At 74.0% G+C, this 18,695-nt stretch carries 17 protein-coding genes; 11 read left to right on the forward strand and 6 right to left on the reverse strand.

The features are described from left to right. The first annotated feature begins 63 nt into the window (after positions 1 to 63). The 4 genes from IEZ06_RS16325 to IEZ06_RS16340 all read left to right on the forward strand — a co-directional run bounded on the left by IEZ06_RS16325 (position 64) and on the right by IEZ06_RS16340 (position 3,814). Positions 64 to 663 carry a hypothetical protein gene (locus IEZ06_RS16325; RefSeq protein ID WP_189237538.1) on the forward strand — a complete coding sequence of 200 codons (600 nt, stop codon included), beginning with the start codon at positions 64 to 66 and terminating at the stop codon, positions 661 to 663. Positions 664 to 821: 158 nt separating this feature from the next. After that, positions 822 to 1,958 (forward strand): sensor histidine kinase, encoded by a 1,137-nt coding sequence (locus tag IEZ06_RS16330; protein WP_189237539.1) that lies wholly within the window; start codon positions 822 to 824, stop codon positions 1,956 to 1,958. A 104-nt stretch (positions 1,959 to 2,062) separates the two neighbouring features. Then, positions 2,063 to 2,716 (forward strand): response regulator, encoded by a 654-nt coding sequence (locus IEZ06_RS16335; RefSeq protein ID WP_189237540.1) that lies wholly within the window; start codon positions 2,063 to 2,065, stop codon positions 2,714 to 2,716. 336 nt (positions 2,717 to 3,052) lie between these two features. Continuing rightward, positions 3,053 to 3,814: a globin domain-containing protein gene (locus IEZ06_RS16340; protein WP_189237541.1), complete on the forward strand. Its 762-nt coding sequence runs from the start codon at positions 3,053 to 3,055 to the stop codon at positions 3,812 to 3,814. A gap of 146 nt (positions 3,815 to 3,960) precedes the next feature. Here IEZ06_RS16340 and IEZ06_RS16345 read toward each other — a convergent pair whose 3' ends face one another. After that, entirely contained in the window at positions 3,961 to 4,479 is a 519-nt protein-coding gene (locus tag IEZ06_RS16345) for a hypothetical protein (protein WP_189237542.1), read from the reverse strand. Between the two features lie 142 nt (positions 4,480 to 4,621). Between IEZ06_RS16345 and IEZ06_RS16350 the strand changes: the two genes are divergently transcribed. Continuing rightward, positions 4,622 to 5,320: a TetR/AcrR family transcriptional regulator C-terminal domain-containing protein gene (locus IEZ06_RS16350; RefSeq protein WP_189237543.1), complete on the forward strand. Its 699-nt coding sequence runs from the start codon at positions 4,622 to 4,624 to the stop codon at positions 5,318 to 5,320. A gap of 18 nt (positions 5,321 to 5,338) precedes the next feature. Here IEZ06_RS16350 and IEZ06_RS16355 read toward each other — a convergent pair whose 3' ends face one another. Then, complete coding sequence (locus IEZ06_RS16355; protein ID WP_189237544.1) at positions 5,339 to 6,010, reverse strand: helix-turn-helix transcriptional regulator; 672 nt, start codon at positions 6,008 to 6,010, stop codon at positions 5,339 to 5,341. Positions 6,011 to 6,159: 149 nt separating this feature from the next. Here IEZ06_RS16355 and IEZ06_RS16360 point away from each other — a divergent pair, with 149 nt between their 5' ends. The 4 genes from IEZ06_RS16360 (at position 6,160) to IEZ06_RS16375 (ending at position 10,393) form a co-directional block, all read left to right on the forward strand. Continuing rightward, positions 6,160 to 6,648, forward strand: a complete 489-nt coding sequence (locus IEZ06_RS16360) for a DoxX family protein (RefSeq protein ID WP_229798230.1) — start codon at positions 6,160 to 6,162, stop codon at positions 6,646 to 6,648. 149 nt (positions 6,649 to 6,797) lie between these two features. Then, positions 6,798 to 7,427, forward strand: a complete 630-nt coding sequence (locus tag IEZ06_RS16365; RefSeq protein ID WP_189237545.1) for an RNA polymerase sigma factor — start codon at positions 6,798 to 6,800, stop codon at positions 7,425 to 7,427. Then, the gene (locus tag IEZ06_RS16370) at positions 7,420 to 8,592 is read left to right on the forward strand and encodes a CU044_5270 family protein (RefSeq protein ID WP_189237546.1); all 1,173 of its coding nucleotides are present in this window, start codon (positions 7,420 to 7,422) and stop codon (positions 8,590 to 8,592) included. Before IEZ06_RS16365 ends, IEZ06_RS16370 begins: the two co-directional genes overlap by 8 nt. Before the next feature lie 55 nt (positions 8,593 to 8,647). Further along, positions 8,648 to 10,393, forward strand: coding sequence for a heparinase II/III domain-containing protein (locus IEZ06_RS16375; RefSeq protein WP_229798232.1), 1,746 nt, complete (start codon positions 8,648 to 8,650; stop codon positions 10,391 to 10,393). 102 nt (positions 10,394 to 10,495) lie between these two features. Here IEZ06_RS16375 and katG read toward each other — a convergent pair whose 3' ends face one another. Together katG and IEZ06_RS16385 are read right to left on the reverse strand one after the other, a co-directional pair. Next, positions 10,496 to 12,724, reverse strand: a complete 2,229-nt coding sequence (gene katG / locus IEZ06_RS16380; protein ID WP_189237547.1) for a catalase/peroxidase HPI — start codon at positions 12,722 to 12,724, stop codon at positions 10,496 to 10,498. Between the two features lie 33 nt (positions 12,725 to 12,757). After that, entirely contained in the window at positions 12,758 to 13,192 is a 435-nt protein-coding gene (locus IEZ06_RS16385) for a Fur family transcriptional regulator (RefSeq protein WP_068902639.1), read from the reverse strand. Positions 13,193 to 13,547: 355 nt separating this feature from the next. Here IEZ06_RS16385 and IEZ06_RS16390 point away from each other — a divergent pair, with 355 nt between their 5' ends. Both IEZ06_RS16390 and IEZ06_RS16395 read left to right on the forward strand, forming a co-directional pair. Continuing rightward, positions 13,548 to 14,840, forward strand: coding sequence for a YibE/F family protein (locus tag IEZ06_RS16390; protein WP_189237548.1), 1,293 nt, complete (start codon positions 13,548 to 13,550; stop codon positions 14,838 to 14,840). 96 nt (positions 14,841 to 14,936) lie between these two features. Further along, entirely contained in the window at positions 14,937 to 16,766 is a 1,830-nt protein-coding gene (locus IEZ06_RS16395) for an ABC transporter ATP-binding protein (RefSeq protein WP_189237549.1), read from the forward strand. Positions 16,767 to 16,777: 11 nt separating this feature from the next. On the opposite strand, the gene IEZ06_RS16400 is transcribed toward IEZ06_RS16395, so the two are convergent. Then, positions 16,778 to 17,533 carry an expansin EXLX1 family cellulose-binding protein gene (locus IEZ06_RS16400; protein WP_189237550.1) on the reverse strand — a complete coding sequence of 252 codons (756 nt, stop codon included), beginning with the start codon at positions 17,531 to 17,533 and terminating at the stop codon, positions 16,778 to 16,780. A 162-nt stretch (positions 17,534 to 17,695) separates the two neighbouring features. Further along, the gene (gene nshR / locus IEZ06_RS16405) at positions 17,696 to 18,496 is read right to left on the reverse strand and encodes an NshR/TsnR family 23S rRNA methyltransferase (protein ID WP_189237551.1); all 801 of its coding nucleotides are present in this window, start codon (positions 18,494 to 18,496) and stop codon (positions 17,696 to 17,698) included. Positions 18,497 to 18,695 lie beyond the last annotated feature (199 nt).

The raw sequence follows: 18,695 nt of genomic DNA on the forward strand, positions 1-18,695 counted from the left end.
TATCCGGCCGGGTCCCCCGCTCCTACCGTCGGACCGTTCCCAGTCCTCACGGAAGGAGTTCCCGTGTCACTCTCCTGGATGTCGCGCTTCGGCATGGTGTGCGGCGTCGTCCTGGCGCTGTCCGTCGGCCTGCCCGGGGCGGTCGAGGCGTTCACCGGCGAGACCGCCGCGACCAGTATCGTCCTCGGCCTCGGAATCGCCTCCGGCCCGCCCGCGCTGACCGCCTTCCACCTGCATCAGAGCTCTTCCTCGGGGCGTTTCGGCGCCGTCGCGTACGCCGTGAACATGATCGGCCTCTGTCTCTTCGCAGGTGTCGTCTTCGCGCTCAACCTCGTCGTCTTCTTCCTCGACCCGGCGGTGGTGAAGACGCTGCTCGCCGGGCCCACCAGGATCGCGTTGCTCGGCGGCATGGCGCTCTTCGTCGTCGGGACCGCGCTGTTCTCCGCGTCGATGCTGCGCACCGGGGTCTTCCCGCGAGTCCCCGCCGTGGGCTACGGCGTCACCCTGGTGCTGCTGGCGCTGCTCGCGCCGCTGCCGGACACCCCGCTGAACAGCGTCGTCCACGTGCTGGTCGCCGCATCGCTGATCTGGCTGTCGCTGTCGCTGCGGCAGGGCGGGGCGTCGCCCCGGCGGGCGGCCGTGCCGTACCGGACCGCGGGATAGCCGGGTGGAGCGGCGTACCGGACCGCGGGACGGCCGGGTGGAGCGGCGTACCGGACCGCGGGACGGCCGGGTGGAGCGGCGTACCGGACCGGGGCGGTGTACCGGACCGCGGGACGGGCGGGTGGAGCGGCGTGCGGTCCGGCCGTAGTCTGGCGGGCATGTCCCTCTCCCGCCCCGTGCCGTGGGTGTCGCCCGTCCTCTACGGCGCGGTGCTGGCGGCGGGCCTGTACGCCTGGGTGGCCGGGTTCGGCGACACCCGGCCGGCGCTGTTCGCCGGCGGCCTGGCCGCGCTGGCCGGGCTCGACCTGCTGGAGGGGCGCCGCCACCCGGAAGGCACGCCCCGGCGGCAGGCGGCCGTGCTGCTCGGCGCGAGGATCGCGCTGTTCGCGGCCGTCGCGGCCGCCGACGGGTCCGGGCTGTCACGGGCGCTGTTCGTCCTGGTGCCGTTCACCGCGTACTTCGCCTTCGGCCGCACGGCCGCGGTCGTGCTGGCCGTGGCCTGCGCCCTGTCCCTGGCGGGAGCGGGCGCGGTGGCCGACCCGCGCTGGTACGCCGACCCCGAGCAGGTGTCCGACCTGCTGATGTTCTCCGTGGGACTGGTCCTGGCCGTCGCCATGGCCGCGGTGGCGGTGGAGGAGCGGCGGGCCAGGACCGAACTGGCCGCCTCCGCCGCCAGGGTCGCCGAGCTCTCCGCCGCGGCCGAGCGCAACCGGGTGGCCCGGGACATCCACGACGACCTCGGGCACCACCTGACGGCGGTCGTCGTGCTGCTGGAGAAGGCCGCGGCCTTCCGGGAGCTGGACGCCGCCACGGCGGACCGGGCGGTCGCGGACGCGCACGGTTCGGCGCGGCGCGCGCTGGGCGACGTCCGGCGGTCGGTCCGCACGCTGCGCGAGGAGGGCGGCGGCTCCTTCGACCTGGCGGACGCCCTGGCCGAGCTGGTGGAGGGCCAGGCGGACGACGGCGTGGCCGTGGCCCTGGAGGTCACCGGCGAGGAGAGCGGGCACGATCCGGCGGCGCTCCGGGCCGTCTACCGGGCGGCCCAGGAGGGCATCACCAACGCCAGGCGGCACGCGCGCGCCACCCGCGTCACCGTGGCCGCGACCCTGGGCGCCGCGGGCGCCGAGCTGGTGGTCAGCGACGACGGCCGCGGGTTCGCTCCGGAGAAGGAGGGGTACGGCCTGCTCGGCATGCGCGAGCGCGTGCACCTGGCCGGGGGACGGGTCGACATCGGCTCCGCCCCCGGTGGCGGGACCCGGCTGACCGTCACGATCCCCCGGCGGACCGCACCGTGACCCCGGCGACCCCGAACATCTCGGACACCCCGGCGACCCCGGACATCTCGGAGAGCGCCGGGGCTCCGGCGGGCCCGGGGACGTCGGCGCCCGCGGAGGGTGCGGTGTCCCCGGAGACCTCCGACCGGGCGGTGCGCGTCCTGGTCGTCGACGACCAGCGGCTCATCAGGGAGGCCGTCGCCTCGCTGCTCGGCATCCAGCCCGGCATCGCCGTGGTCGGCACGGCGGCGGACGGGCGCGACGCGGTGGAGCAGACGGTCGCCCTGGCGCCCGACGTGGTGCTCATGGACGTCAGGATGCCCGGGATGGGCGGGGTCGAGGCCGTCGCCGCCCTGCGCGACCGCGCCCCCGGCGTCCGGGTGGTCATGCTCACCACCTTCGACGACGAGGAGTACGTCGTCCAGGCGCTGCGCGCGGGCGCGACCGGCTACCTGCTCAAGGACGTGCCGGCCCGGGAACTGGCCGCCGCCGTACGGCTCGCGCACGCCGGCATCGCCCAGCTCGACCCGGCGGCGGCGGCGAGGCTGGCGTCGGTCCTGGCCGTCCGGCCCGGCGCCGGGCCGGACGCCTCCCTGACCGCCAGGGAGCTCGACGTGCTCCGGCTGATCGCCCGGGGCTCGACCAACCGGGAGATCGCCGAGCGCCTGTTCCTCAGCGAGGGGACCGTGAAGAACCACATATCGCGCATCCTCCACCGGCTCGGCCTCCGCGACCGCACCCAGGCGGCCGTCTACGCCCGCGACCACGGCCTGGGATGACGCCGGGCGCCGGCGTCCGCATCGGGACTCTGTACCGGCGTCCGCACCAAGACCCTGCGACGGCGTCCGCACCGGGACTCTGCGCCGGCGTCCGCGCCAAGACCCCGCGCCGGCGTCCGCACCGGGACTCTGCGCCGGCGTCCGCGCCAAGACCCCGCGGTGGCGGCCGCACCGGAACCCCTGCGGTGGCGTCCGCACCGGGGGACCGACGGCGGCGGCCGATGCCCGGCCGGCCTGGCGGCGGATCCCCGGACAACGATCTTCTCTATTGATTACATGATTACAGATCATGCATAGTGGGCCGGAGAGTTCGATCCCGCCCTCCGGAGGACGACCATGATCGTGGAGTACATCCGCTACCGCATTCCCGACGACCGGTCGGCCGCGTTCGAGGAGGCCTACGGCAGGGCGGCGCTCCTCCTCGCGCGGGCGCCGCAGTGCGCGGACTACGAGCTCAGCCGCTGCACCGACGACCCCGCCTCCTACATCCTGCGGATCACCTGGACCTCGGCCGAGGACCACCTGGAGGGGTTCCGGGGAGGCGAGCTGTTCCCCGGGTTCCTCGCGGAGGTCCGGCCCTACATCGGCATGATCGAGGAGATGCGCCACTACGAGCCGGCCGCGGTGCGCGGCACCGGCGGCGCCGTCCCCACCCTGTACGACTGGATGGGCGGGACCGAGGCGCTCGAACGCCTCACCGAGCGGTTCTACGAGACGGTCAGGGCCGACGACGTGGTCGGGCCGCTCTTCGCCCACATGGACCCCGGTCATCCCCGCTACGTCGCCATGTGGCTGGCGGAGGTCTTCGGCGGCCCGGCGCGCTACACCGGCGAGCGGGGCGGTTACGCGCACATGCTGGGCATGCACCTGAACCGGGCGATCACCGAGGCGCAGCGCCGCCGCTGGGTGAGCCTGCTGGCCGACGCCGCCGACGAGGTCGGCCTGCCCGACGACCCGGAGTTCCGCGCCGCGTTCATGGGTTACGTCGAGTGGGGCACCCGCCTGGCCCTCGCCAACTCCCAGCCCGGGGCCGCGCCCGTGCGGCAGGCGCCGGTGCCGCGGTGGGGCTGGGGCGTCGCGCCGCCGTACCAGGGCTGAGACGCCGCGGCACCCCCACGGGACTTTCCCGCGGGGGTCCCGCCGTGCGGCGGTCGGCGCGTCACCGCCGGGCGCGGGCGCGGGCACGGGCGCGGGCGCGGGTGACGGGCTCCGGGCGGGAGGAGCGAGGGGGGCGGCTCGGCGCCTCAGGTGAGGGCCGTGGCCGCCAGGGCGAGGACCGATGCGCCGAACACCACGGTGTGCCGCACGTTCTGCAGGGTCCAGGTCCAGGCGGGGAAGCCGTCCTCGGCCGCCTTGAGGAGGGCGGGCACGTCGATGCGGGCCGGCGCCGGGTCGCCCTTGCGCCGGAAGGCGGCCTGCACGGACTTCGCGGCGGTCAGCTGGCTGTACAGGATGAGGCCGTTCGCGACCAGGACCAGTGACTGGAAGATCCAGGTCAGGGGCCGGGCCCAGTCGCCGCCGGACAGGTTGAGCGCGGCCAGCGCCGCCATCACCGCGGCCACCGCGGCCGGGGCGGCGGTCTCGTGCCCGCCGGCGTCGAACCGCATCCCGTTCTCGGCCAGGACCGTGGTCCGCACGCCCTGACGGGCCAGCTCCGCCTGTGCGCCGGCCATCGCGACGGCTCCGTAGCGGTGCCGGACCAGCGGGATGCTCAGAAAGGCCGCGGCGACGAGCGACTGCATGACGGCGGTGAAAACGCTCACGGAAGGGCTCCTTCGTCGGGCGCCCCGGGGCGCCTCCTGGACTTTCACTAAGTTCAAGTGAACCGTAACCCGTCGATTGAACTAAGTGCAATACCTCTCTTGAACTTTGTGCAAGAACGGTCGGATGCCCTATCGTGAGCCCATGCCGCGCGACACGCTGACCAAGGAGCAGATCGTCCGGACCGCGATCGAGCTGCTCGACGACGAGGGTCTGGACGGCCTGAACATGCGCAGCCTGGGCAAGCGGCTGGGCGCCGCGGCCACCGCGGTCTACTGGCACGTCAAGAACAAGGACGACCTCATCCTGCTCGCCGGCGACCGGGTCTGGGACGAGATCGACCTGCCGGACCCCGATGCGGCCGGCTGGCGCGCCGCGGCCACCGCGATGGCCACCGGCCTGCACGCCATGCTCAGCCGGCACCCGTGGCTGGTGCAGGCCTTCGGCGCCCATCTCTTCCACGGTCCCGGCAAGGCGCGCCACGACGACCGCAGCCTCGCCGTCTACGAGGCGGCCGGCTTCACCGGGGAGCAGGCCGACTGCGCCGCCGCCGCCGTTTTCACCTTCGTGCTGGGCGACGTCCTGGGCGCCTCGGCCATGGTCTCCCTGACCCGGCGGCTGAGCCGCGACGGCGCGGACGCCGAGGCGCTCATCGCCGACACGATGGTCAGGGCGCGCGAGGTCGCCATGGACTTCCCCCGGCTGCGCGCCCGCCTCGAGACCCCGATGGCCATCGACTACGCCGCCGCCCCCGGGCGGACCTTCGAGTACGGCCTGCAGGCCCTCCTCGACGGCCTGGAGGGCCGACTCGCCGGCCTCCGCCCGGACGCCTCCCGGGCATAGCGCGCCGGACCGGCGGCGCTAGGCGGCGGGTTCGAGGAGTACGCAGCAGTTGTCCGGGCAGGGCCGCAGCCGGGCGGTGAACCGTTCCGAGGCGTCCAGGCCGTCGAGGCAGCCCCGGGCCAGGGCGGCGTTCACCGAGCAGACCAGCTCGGTGTCGACCGCGCGCATCCGCTGGAACGGGCAGTTCGTCAGCAGCACGGAGGCGCCGTCGGCGGCGGGCTCGTAACCGAGCCGGCCGAGGAGGTCCCAGAGCGCGTCGGGACCGTCGGGACCGTCGGCGGCGGCCTGCTCGGCGGCCAGCCGGCGGCCGAGCCGTACGGCCGCGTGGGCGGCGGCCTCGGCGAACGACTCGGAGGGCAGCTGCTCCCGGGCGGCGCGGAGCAGGATCTCGGCGAGCAGCTCGTAGCGGCGCGGCGGCACCGAGGCGTTCAGCTCGCGCCGGGCGGCCCGGTAGCGCTGGGCGGGACGGCCGCGGCGGCCGGTGCCCGCCGGTTCGTCGACCGTCGTGACGAGCCGGGCCTGTTCGAGCTTGAGCAGGTGGAACGCGACCAGGGTCCGGCCCATGCCGAGGGCGTCGCAGATCTCCTGGCGGGTGCACGGCCCGTTGGCGGCCAGGAACTCGTAGAGGCGGGCCCGTTGCGGCTCGGACAGCAGGCCGAGCGCCTCGAGGTCCCCCGACGTCGCGTCCATGGACTCCACCGTAGCCGAATCTCAAATTTCGCCAATTCTGGTTGACGTAATTGGGGGCCGGCGGAATATTGAGCACGGCAGTTGGCGGAAATGGCCCGACCGATGGGGGAAGCGATGCGCCCGACATACCGGAGACGAGAGGTGAGCCGATGAGAGACGAACCGATCGGTGCCGGACCGGCGATGAGGCTCGACCGGCTCCGCGGGCCGGTGCTCTCGCTCTTCCGCGCCGTGACGGGCCTGCTGTTCCTGTTCCACGGGCTGGCGTCGATCTTCGGCGTCCTCGGCGGCAACCGCGGCACCGGCCAGGCCGTGGAGTTCGGCGCCTGGCCCGGGTGGTGGGCGGCGCTGATCCAGCTGGTCTTCGGGGGCCTGGTGCTCACCGGGCTCCTCACCCGCATCAGCGCGCTGGTCTGCTCCGGCTCGATGGCGTACGCCTACTTCGTGGTGCACCAGCCCGAGCACCTCCTGCCGCTGCTCAACGGCGGAGAGCTCGCGGCGCTGTTCTGCTGGTCGTTCCTCCTCGTCACGGTGCTCGGCCCGGGGCCGTGGGCGCTGGACGCGCTCCTGCGCCCCCGGGGCCGGAGCGGGCCGGCGGTGGCGGTGGTCGCGCGGGACGGCCGGTCCGTCGCGCGGTGACGGACCGGCGGAGGCGGGCGGTGCCCGGACGGTCCCGGGACGAGTGACGGAGGTCACACCTGAGACCGTGAAAGCGGATCGGCGGATCGGGCGATAAGAAGCGACCGCCGATCCGTCTTCGAGAGGGTGCACATGCCGGGGAGACCATCATGACCGCGCCGCCCCGGGCCGCCCTGTCCGCTGCGGGTACCGGCCGGACCCCGCCTGCGGAGGACGCCGGGACCGGCCCGCTCTCCCTCGACGACCCGGAGGCGTTCGGCGCGGTCTTCGACGCCTGCTTCGCAGAGATCCACCGCTACGTCGCCCAGCGCCTCGGCCCCGACCACGCCGAGGACGTCGTCGCCGAGACGTTCCTCACCGCGTTCCGCAAGCGGGCCTCCTACGACCCCTCCCGGGCGGGCGTGCGGGCATGGCTGTACGGCATCGCCACCAACCTCGTCGGCAGGCACCGCCGCCTGGAGGTGCGCACGCTGCGCGCGCTCGGGCGCCACGGCCCGGACGCCGACGCCCCCGGCCACGACGAGCGCGTCGCCGTGCGGGTCAGCGCGCAGAGCCTGCGGCCGGAGCTCGCGGCGGCGGTGGCCGGGCTCGACCGGCGCGACCGCGACGTCCTGCTGCTGGTCGCCCTGGCCGGGCTGAGCCACGAGGAGATCGCCACCGCCCTGGGCATCCCGTACGGGACCGTCGGATCCCGGCTCAGCCGGGCCAGGAAGAAGCTGCGCGCCGCGCTGGGCGGCGGCAACCCGATGCTCGACCCCGAGGAGACCGGCCGTGGATGAGCTGAAGACGCTCCGCGAGCTGTACGGCGAGCCGCAGGCCGACCCGGTCCTCAAGGCCAGGGTCCGCGGCCGGGTCGAGGCAGGGGTACGCAACCTGCCGGACGCCGCCACCCGGCGGAGCCCGATGGCCTGGTTCCGCCAAGGACAGGGGACCGGGCATCCGGGGGCCGGACTCCTTCGGGGTCCGGGGACGGGACCGGGACGGCGGCGCCGGTGGCCGTGGGCACCGGTCGCGGCCGGGCTCGCCGCCGCCGTGGCGGTGGCGGTGGCGGTCGTGGTTCCGGGGGCGACCGGCGGCGAGCCGGGCGGACCGGGCGGACCGGGCCGGATCACGACGGTCTCCGGACGGTCGGTGCTGCTGGCGGCGGCGAGCACGGCCGCCGCCGAACCCGCGGTGACCGGCGCGTACTGGAGGGTCAGGAAGCTGCACCGGCAGACCCATCCGGAGCCGCTCGGCCGGGGCGGGAACCGCTACCGGCTGGTGGAGTCGCGGGTCACCGAGCAGTGGGTGGCCAGGGACGGCCGGGTCTGGTCGGGTTCCCGGGCGCTGGGGGCGCACCCGGCCGGCAAGGCCGACGAGGACGCCTGGCGACGCGACGGCTCGCCCGCCGAGTGGTCGGGCCGGGGACGCCTGCTGTCCACCGCGGCGGAGGAGGGGCGGCTCACGGAGGCCACGGGCAGGGTGCCGTTCAGCATGGCCGGCCGTGCGATGACCTTCGAGCAGATCCAGAGGCTGCCGACCGATGCCGCCGCGCTGAAGGAGTGGGTGAGCCGGGCGGTGCGGGAGGAACGGGCGGCCGGCGCCTCCGGGGCCGGTCCGCTCGATTCGTTCGACGGCGTCGTCGCCGACGCGCTGAGCGGCCTGCTGTGGAGCAAGCCGTCGCCGCCCGCCGTACGGGCGGCCGCCTACCGGGCGCTGGCGGAGCTGCCGAACGTCCGCTACCTGGGCGAGGAGACGGACGAACGGGGCCGCAGGGGCGCCGCATTCTCGTTCATCCTGCGGGCCGCTCCCGCCGTCCGGCGGACGCTGATCATCGATCCCGGTGACTCGCAGGTGCTCTCCGCCACGGTCGAGGGCCCGTCGGGGTCCGGAGGAGACCAGGTGGAACTGGTGCTGGAGGCGGGCTGGACCGACGACGAACCGGCCGTGCCCGGGCTGCCGTAACCCGCCTCGCCGGGTGGTCTCCGGGGCCGCTCGCGCCGTTCATTGGAGCAAGCATTTGTTCAAGCACGTCATCACGGCGCCCGGCCCCGTCGCGTACCGGCCCGCCGTACCGGCCCGGATGCGCCGCGCAGGCGTGGCCCTCCTGCGACGGGCCCCCGTGCGGGCCTCCGTGCGGGCCCTCCTGCGACGGGCCTCCGTGCGGGCCTCCGGGGAGCGGCCCGCCCTGCGGTCCCTCCGGGCGGGCGAGGGCCCGGCCGTCTGCGTGCCCGGCGGCCTCCCCGCGATCGACGCCGCGGAGGTCCTGCGGGGCCGGGTCGCGTTCGCCGGCCTCCCGCCCGTCGATCTGGGCACCGGGGGGATCGACTGGCACGCCGACCCGCACCGGAGCCGTTCCTGGGCGCTCAATCTGCACGCGCTGCGCTGGATGGGCGGCCTGGTCGTGGAGTACGGGCGCTCCGGGAACCGGGAGTTCCTCGACCGCGCCGCCGCGATCGCCGAGGACTGGGTGCGCGGCAACCCCGAGGGCGGGGCCGGGGTCAGCCCGTGGGCCTGGGCCGAGCACCCGGTCGCGCTGCGCGGCCCGGCGCTGGTCTGCCTCAGTGCGCACGTGCGCGCCGGCTGGCTGCGCCGGAGCCTGGCCGAGCACGGCCGGGTCCTGGCCGATCCGGCGCTCTACCGCCGGGGGCACAACCACGGCCTGGACCAGGACATCGCGCTGCTGACGATCGGATGCCGCCTCGGCCACCGGCCCTGGCGGGAACTGGCCGTCCGGCGGATGACCGGCTCCGCGCTGCTCGCGATCGACGGGCAGGGCGCGCTGCACGAGCAGGCGCCGCGGTACGGCCTCTACGTCCACCGGCGGCTGGGGGTCGCGCTGGAGACGATCACCCGGTGCGGGATGGAGGTCCCGCCCGCCCTGGCCGCGCGGCGCGCGGCGCTGGAGTCCTACGTCGCCCACGCCACCCAGCCCGACGGCCGCCTGGTGCCGATCGGCGACGGCCCGGCCGGGGTGCGCCCGGTGGGATTCCCCGCCCGGCGGGAGACGGTGAAGGTGTTCGACGCCGGCTACGTCTTCGCCAGGACCGCCTGGGGCGACCCGGCCTCGGCGTACTACTCGATCAGGTTCGGACCCGGGCGCAGGCTGCACGGCCACGAGGACCACCTGGGCGTCACCTACCACGCCCGGGGCCGCGCGGTCCTGGTCGAGGCGGGCTTCCACTCCTACGAGCGCACGCCGTACCAGCGGTGGACGGCCTCGCCCGAGGCGCACAACGTCCCGGTCGTGCCGGGCGCGACGTTCCGGGAGGGTACGGCGACGCACCTGGTGAGCGCGTCCACCGGCCCGGAGCGGCAGTGCTTCCGGCTCACCGACGACGCGTACGGCGTCCGCCGCACCCGCTCGGTCCTGGTCGTCCACGGCACCGACCTGATGGCCGTGCTGGACGAGGTCCCGGCCGGGTCGGCACTGCGCAGCCTCTGGCACTTCGACCCGTCGCTCACCGTGGTCTCGGTCCGCGACGGGCGGGTGGTGCTGGCCGACGGGGAGCGGCGGGTGACGCTGGTCCAGCTCTCCCCGGTCTCGGGCCTGCCGCTCGGCGGACAGGAGGTCGAGCACCGGGAGATCGCGACCGGGCACCTCCGGACGGCGCGGTCGGCGACGGTGCTGTCGCCCGCGGCGCGCTCCGTGCTGACCCTGATCGTCCCCGGCACCGGTGATCCCGAGGTCACCTGCGCCGGCGGCCGGGCGACCGTCCGGACCCCCGGCGGCCCGGTCTCCTTCCCGATCCCGCTCGACCGGTGACGCCGTCCGGCCGGAACCCCGGGAACGAGGACGTCCGGCCGGAACCCCGGGAACGAGGACGTCCGGGCCGGCCCGCGCGGGCCGGCCCGGACGCCGGGATCATCAGGCGAGGTCGAACCGGTCGAGGTTCATGACCTTGTCCCATGCCGCCACGAAGTCCTTCACGAACTTCTCCTTCGCGTCGTCGCTCGCGTAGACCTCCGCGAGGGCGCGCAGCTCGGAGTTCGCCCCGAAGACGAGGTCGGCGCGGGTGCCGGTCCACTCGATCGAGCCGGCGGCGTCGCGGCCCTCGAACGTGCTCGCGTCCTCCGACGTCGACGTCCACTCCGTGCCCAGGTCGAGCAGGTTGACGAAGAAGTCGTTGGTCAGGACCCCGGGCGTCTTGGTGAAGACGCCGAACGGCGACTGCCTGTGGTTGGCGTTCAGGACGCGCAGGCCGCCGACGAGGACCGTCATCTCGGGGGCGCTCAGGTTCAGCAGGTTCGCCCGGTCGAGCAGGAGGTACTCGGCCGGCAGCCGGTTGCCCTTGCCGAGGTAGTTGCGGAACCCGTCGGCCGCCGGCTCGAGCGCGGCGAACGACTCCACGTCGGTCTCCTCCTGCGAGGCGTCCACGCGGCCCGGCGTGAAGGGGACCTCGACCTCGAAACCGGCGTCCCTGGCGGCCTTCTCGACGGCCGCGCAGCCGCCGAGCACGATCAGGTCGGCGAGCGAGACCCGCTTGCCGCCGGCCTGGGCGGCGTTGAAGGCCTGCTGGATCCCCTCCAGGGTGCGCAGCACCGGCGCGAGCCGGTCGGGGTCGTTGACCTCCCACCCGTTCTGCGGCTCGAGGCGGATGCGGGCGCCGTTGGCGCCGCCGCGCTTGTCGCTGCCGCGGAAGGACGAGGCCGACGCCCACGCGGTGAACACGAGGTCGGACACCGTCAGGCCCGAGGCGAGGATGTCGCCCTTGAGGGAGGCGGCGTCGGCGGCGTCGACGAGCTCGTGGGTGCGCTCCGGGAGCGGGTCCTGCCAGATCAGCACCTCGCTCGGGACCTCCGGGCCGAGGTAGCGGGCGACCGGGCCCATGTCGCGGTGGGTCAGCTTGAACCACGCGCGGGCGAAGGCGTCCGCGAACTCGTCGGGGTTCTCCAGGAAGCGCCGCGAGATCTGCTCGTAGATCGGGTCGAACCGGAGCGCGAGGTCGGCCGTGGTCATCCCCGGGGCGTGGCGCTTCGACGGGTCGTGCGCGTCCGGGACGGTGCCGTCACCGGCGGCGCCCTTCGGCTTCCACTGGTGGGCGCCGGCGGGGCTCTTGGTCAGCTCCCACTCGTAGCCGAACAGGATCTCGAAGAAGCTGTTGTCCCACTGGGTCGGGGTGTTCGTCCAGGTGACCTCGATGCCGCTGGTGATCGTGTCGCCGCCCTTGCCGGTGCGGAAGGTGCTCTTCCAGCCCAGGCCCTGCTGCTCGATCGGGGAGGCCTCGGGGTCGGGGCCGACGTGCTCGGCCGGGCCCGCGCCGTGGGTCTTGCCGAAGGTGTGGCCGCCCGCGATCAGGGCGACCGTCTCCTCGTCGTTCATCGCCATCCGGCGGAAGGTCTCACGGATGTCGCGGGCCGAGGCGAGCGGGTCCGGGTTGCCGTTCGGGCCCTCCGGGTTGACGTAGATGAGGCCCATCTGCACCGCGGCGAGGGGGCTCTCCAGCTCCCGGTCGCCGCTGTAGCGCTCGTCGCCGAGCCAGGTGGTCTCGGGGCCCCAGTAGACGTCCTCGTCGGGCTCCCAGACGTCCGCGCGGCCGCCGGCGAAGCCGAAGGTCTTGAAGCCCATCGTCTCCAGGGCGACGTTGCCGGTGAGGACCAGGAGGTCGGCCCAGGAGATCTTCTGGCCGTACTTCTTCTTGACCGGCCAGAGCAGGCGGCGGGCCTTGTCGAGGTTGGCGTTGTCCGGCCAGCTGTTGAGCGGGGCGAAGCGCTGCTGACCGGCCCCGGCGCCGCCGCGGCCGTCGTGGATCCGGTAGGTGCCGGCGCTGTGCCAGGCCATCCGCACCATGAGCGGGCCGTAGTGGCCGAAGTCGGCCGGCCACCAGTCCTGCGAGGTCGTCAGGACCTCCGCGATGTCCCGCTTCACGGCCGCGAGGTCGAGGCTGCCGAACGCCTCGGCGTAGTCGAAGTCCTCACCGAGGGGGTTGGCCACGGCGGGGTTCTTCGCGAGGATCTTCAGGTTGAGCCGCTCAGGCCACCACCGGTGGTTTCCGCCGCCCTGAGCGGGGTGCGAGGCGCGCCCGTGCGCGACGGGGCAGCCGCCTCCCTCCTCCGCCTTCGGGTCGGTGACGATCGCATCGTGGTTCTCGGACATGGAAATCCTTCCGGACTGAGGGACGAGAGGTGTTCAGGAGTCGCTGGTGGAACAGGCGGGGCACAGGCCCCAGTAGATGACCTCGGCCTCGTCGATCGAGAAGCCGTGGGCATCGGACGCGGTCAGGCAGGGCGCCTCACCGACCGCGCAGTCGACGTCGGCGACGACGCCGCATGACCGGCACATGACGTGGTGGTGGTTGTCCCCGACGCGTCCCTCGAACCGGGCCGGGCTGCCGGCCGGTTCGATGCGGCGCAGGAGTCCCGCCGCGGTGAGCGCGTGGAGGGCCTCGTACACGGCCTGGAGGGAGATGTGGCCCACACGGTCGCGCACCCCGGAGGCGATCGCCTCGACGTCGAGGTGGTCGCCGGCTCGGACGGTCTCGAGGAGCGCGACGCGGGCGGCCGTGACCCGCAGGCCCACCCCGCGCAGCTCCTCGGCGGTGGTCGGAGTCTCGGGTGCGGTCATGGCGCCAAACCTACCTCCGTAAACACGAATGATTCAAGAGAGCGAATGACTTAAGTCTAATGCCGCATCGGGCGGGATTCGTCCCGTCGCGGTACGGCATGCGGAGACCGGGAGCCGGTGGGCGCCGGGCTCCCGTCCGGCACGCCGGGATGCGTTAGATTGGTGCGGCATGGGCGTGACCGGCCGCGACGCGCGCCCGACGAGCGGGGGCCGCCGTCCTCCACCCGGCGGATCCGGCGACGCGGTGCGGTTTCGATCATGGCGGCGGTGACGTCCCCGGCCGTCTTCATCCCCCGGCCGCGGCGAGCCCGCGGCGCCTCATCCCACCCGCACGTGCCTTAGGAGAGCCTCGCCCATGGGCGCCGACCATTCCCACGGTTCGCACGGTCACCTCCCGGCGGGCTCGCGGGCGACGGTCCGGGCGATCCTGGCCGTGATCATCCCGCTGGCGGTCGTCACCGTGGCGGCGCTGGTCTGGCTGTGGCCGGCCGGACAGGTCTCCACCGCCCAGCAGCCGGCACTGCAGCGGGTGAACGGGACCATCACCGCGATCACCCTCACCCCCTGCCCGCAGGAGCCGCCCCTCGAAGGGGAGCCGCAGGCGGCGCCGCCCGCACCGGACCCGGCCACCTGCGGCGACGCCCGCGTCCGGCTGACCAGCGGCCCGCAGGCCGGCGGGGACGTCGTCTCCCCGCTGCCCAGCGGCCCGGGCGCGCAGCGCTTCGCCGCCGGCGACGACGTGGTGCTCATCCACACCCCCGAGAGCGAGTTGGAGGTGCCGCCCTACCAGATCTCCGACCACGACCGGTCCTCACCGCTGCTGCTGGCCGGAGCCGCCTTCGCGCTGGCGGTGATCGCGTTCGGCCGCTGGCGCGGGGTGATGGCCCTGGTCGGGCTGGGCATCACCTTCGTGCTCCTGCTGGCGTTCGTCATCCCGGCGATCCTGGCCGGCGAGCCGCCGCTGCTGGTGGCCGTGGTCGGCGCCGCGGCGATCATGCTGACCGTGCTGTATCTCACCCACGGTTTCACCGTCACGACCTCGGTGGCGATCGTGGGCACCGTGGCCAGCCTGACCCTGACCGGCGCGCTGGCCTACGCCGCCATCGGCGTCGTCCAGCTCAACGGCATCACCGACGAGAGCTCCTTCTACCTCGACACCAGCCACCGCATCAACACCCAGGGACTGCTGCTGGCCAGCATCATCATCGGATCCCTGGGCGTACTGGACGACGTCACCGTCACCCAGGCCGCCACCGTCGCCGAACTGGCCCACGCCAATCCCGGGTACGGGTTCGCCCGGCTGTACCGGGCCGCGGCCCGGGTCGGCCGTTCCCACATCGCCTCGGTGATCAACACGATCGTGCTCGCCTACGCCGGCGCGTCGCTGCCGCTGCTGCTGCTGATCAGCGTCGGCGAGCAGCCCCTGGGCGAGGTGCTGACCAACCCGGTGCTCGCCCAGGAGATCGTCCGCAGCGTGGTGGGCACCCTCGGGCTGATCGCGGCCGTGCCGATCACGACCGCGCTGGCCGCCCTGACCGGCGCCCGCCGCGCCGACTCCGAGCACGACCACGACCACGACCACGGCGACCCGCCGCGCCGGGCCCGTCACCGGCGGCCGCCGCAGCCGCTGTCCGACCCGGTCGCCTGAGCCGGTCCGGCTGCCGGGGCGGGCGGAAAACCGCTCGCCTCCCTCTCGTGCGCTGCGGCAGCATGGCCACGGCGGTGTCGGCGTTCGGGAGGGCTGATGACTGTGCTCGGATCGCCGGAGGGCTCCGGAGACGACCCGCCCGTGCGGAGATCGGCGGTTCTGCTGGCGCTGCGCCACTACTGCGGTGAGCTGAGGCGCCAGTGGCGGGTCGCGGTGCCCGCGCTGACGCTGCCGGCGCTGGGGAACATCTGCCTGTACTACCTGGCGCCGCTGGCGGTGGCCGGGCTCGTGGGGCACCTGGCGGGCGGCGGGGACGGCTCCGTCGACGCGCTGCTGCCCTACGTGCTCGGTTTCGGCGCGCTGCTGCTGGCGGGCGAGGTGCTGTGGCGGGTGGGGCTGCACTTCCTGAACCGCACCGACGCCCGGGGCATCGAGAGGCTCGGCGTGGTGGGCATGGACGCGCTGCTGGCCAAGGACGCCGCGTTCTTCCACGACAACTTCGCCGGATCGCTGACCAAGAGGGTGCTCGGATTCTCCTCCAGGTTCGAGGACTTCGCCGACACGCTCACGTTCTCGATCATGGCCAAGGTGGTCCCCCTGGCCTTCGCCTCGGTGGTGCTGTGGCGGTACCACCCGCTGCTGGTCGTCGTGCTCCTGGGCCTCATCGTCTTCACCGCCGTCCTCGTCGCCCCGCTCATCCGCCGCCGCCAGGCGCTGGTCGACGAACGCGAGGCCGCCAAGGTACGGGTGTCGGGCCACGTCGCCGACGTGCTGTCCAACATGGACACGGTCCGCGCGTTCGCCGCGGAGGAGCGCGAAGCCGCCGAGCACCGGGTCCGGCTCGCCGAGCAGCACCGGTTGTCCCTGCGCTCCTGGGACTACGGCAACCTCCGGGTGGACACCGTGGTCGCCCCCCTGTCGGTGCTCACCAGCACCGCGGGGCTGCTCCTCGCCGTGGCGCTCCGCGGCGGCCTCGGCGTGGAGGCCGTCGTGGTGACGTTCACCTACTACTCGAACGCGATCAACATCATGTTCGAGTTCAACCAGATATACCGGCGCATGGAGAGCGTGCTCACCGAGGCGGCCCAGTTCACCGAGCTGCTCCTGGTGCCGCCGACCGTGGTGGATCCCCCCGACCCGCAGCCGCTGCGCCCGGCCGACGCGGGCGTCCGCTTCGAGCGGGTGAGGTTCGGGTACGCCGACGGCCCGCCGCTCTTCGAGGACCTGGACCTGGACATCCCCAGCGGGACCAAGATCGGCCTGGTCGGCCAGTCCGGCGGCGGCAAGAGCACCCTCACCCGGTTGCTGCTGCGCCTCATGGACGTGGACGGGGGCAGGATCCTGGTGGGCGGGCAGGACATCTCCCGGCTGCGCCAGGCCGACCTGCGCGGCCTCATCGCCTACGTCCCCCAGGAACCCGCCATGTTCCACCGGTCCGTGCGGGACAACCTCGCGTTCGCCCGGCCGGGCGCCACCGACGCCGAGATCCTCCGGGCCGCGCGGGCGGCGCACGTCACGGAGTTCGTCGAGTCCCTGCCGGACGGATTCGACACCCTGGTCGGGGAGCGCGGCGTCAAGCTCTCCGGCGGCCAGCGGCAGCGCGTCGCGCTCGCGCGCGCCATCCTGCGCGACGCCCCGATCCTGGTGCTGGACGAGGCGACCAGCGCCCTGGACTCCGAGAGCGAGATCCTCGTCCAGGAGGCCCTGTGGCGCCTGATGCAGGACCGCACCGCGCTCGTGGTCGCGCACCGCCTGAGCACCGTCGTCCGGATGGACCGGCTCGTCGTCCTCAACCGGGGGCACATCGTGGAGCAGGGCACCCACGCCGAGCTGCTCCAGGCCCGGGGCCCTTACGCCCGGCTCTGGCACCACCAGTCCGGGGGCTTCCTGGCGGAGGACGACGCCCGGGACGCGCTCCACCGCTGACCGGCACCGTGTCAGTACAGTTTCGCGGTGGTGCGCTGGACGGCGGCGGGGGCCAGGCGGACGCGTCCCGCCGTGGCCCGGTGCCCGCGGGTGTCGGTGACCCGTACGGCGAAGGGGCCCCGGCCCATGCCGGACTCGGCGATCCAGTGGTTGTGGTCGGCCCGGGCCAGTCTGCGCCACGCGCCGCCGGCGGCCTTCACCTCCACCGAGGCGAGCGGGTTGCCGTGGTCGATGACCAGCAGGGCCAGCCACCACCGCGACGACCCCTCCTTGACGCGGAAGGAGAGCGGTCTGCCGATTCGCGGGTCGCGGACCGGGCGGTAGGCGACCCGCGCCGTGCCCCTGCCGGAGCCGGCCACCCGGGTGAAGGCCCTGCGGCTCAGGTCGATGTGCCCCGCCGGGCACTCCGGGCACTGGTCGACGACCTTGACCCGGACGGAGCCCTTCGGCCCGGTGACGTGCAGGTAGCCGCCGCAGGAGGCGGCGGCGGCGTACTCGCGGGGGGAGAGCGCCACGTAGAGGCCGTCGGCCGGAGGCGAGGGATACGAGCAGTTGCCCCCTCCGGACCGCAGTTCGTAGAAGGTCGCCTTCCCTCTGACCGCCTTCCCGTCGGCCGCTGTTCCGCCGGCCGCCTTCCCGCCGGTCGCCGCCGGCCCGCGGGCGGCGGCGGTGCTCTCCCCGCCCCGGGCGGACTGCGCCAGGACCGGGGACGGGAGGAGCGAGCTCGCGGCGAGCACGGCTACGAGGGCGGGGGGCAGGCGTCGCATCCGGGGATTCCTCTCAAGGGGGACGGAGAGGACGGTAGCGAATCGGCCCCGGGTGCCGCGCGCCCGGCCGGTGCCCGCTCTGCCCCGGCACCCGCGGGCCTGCGGCTCACCGGCCGCGGGTTCACCGGGGGATGGCGGGACTGGAGCCCGGCGCCGCCGGCGCTAGGCGAGGTTGCGGTGGGCCCGTGCGTGCAGGGCGATCCCCACCGAGACGGAGACGTTGAGGGACTCGGCCGCGGGGTTCATGGGAATCGACACCGACTCGGCGGAGATGCCGGAGAACTCACCCGACGCACCGGTCTTCTCACTGCCGAACATGAGGACGAGGCGCTCGTCGATGTCGCCGAGGTCCCTGACCGTGAGGGCTCCGCCGGACTCGAAGGCCATCAGGCGCATGCCGTTGTCCTGGAAGTGGCGGAGCGCCTCCTCCCGGGAGGCGAGGACGATCGGGAGCGAGAACACGTAGCCGCGGCTCGCCCGGATCAGGCGCCGGTCCGCGATGCTGACGAGGTCGCTGTCCACGAGCACGATGCCCGAGGCGCCGAGTGCGAAGGAGGTCCGCACGATGGCGCCGATGTTTCCGACGATCTTCACCCCGTCCAGCAGGACGAGGTCGCCCTTCCGGCCGGTCAGGTCGGCGAAGCCGCAGGGGCGCGGGACCCGGCAGATGCCGAACGCCTTGGGCTTCTTCTCGGTCTTGAAGACCTGGTTGGCGATCGCGGGGGAGAGCAGGCGGACCGGGATGCCGCGCTGCTCGCACGCGGCGAGCAGGTCGCCCGGCAGGGGAACGGTCTCCAGCCCGTAGACCTCGATGAGCTCGACCCCGGCGCGGATGCTCTGCAGGAGCGGCTCGGGGTCCTCGATCAGCGCCGTGCGGACGACGGACCTCGAAGGCTTCGTGACATCGATGATCCGTTGTACGGCGGGATCGGAGCGCTCGGTGATGACGTCAAGGCTGGCCACGGCGAAGAGGCTAACACGAGCGCCGCCCGGTCTTCGGGCCGGTCAGGACGGGGTGCGAGGGCGGGCACGGGGTGCGAGGGCGGACGCGGGGTGCGAGGGCGGACGTGGGGTGCGAGGGCGAGCGGTATCAACCGTTCGGTGGATTTCCGGATCAGCACCATTCGCGGATGAACATGGCCGGTGGATCGATTCGCCCCGG

The organism is Planomonospora antibiotica, assembly GCF_014647955.1.
Classification (GTDB): Bacteria; Actinomycetota; Actinomycetes; order Streptosporangiales; family Streptosporangiaceae; genus Planomonospora; species Planomonospora parontospora.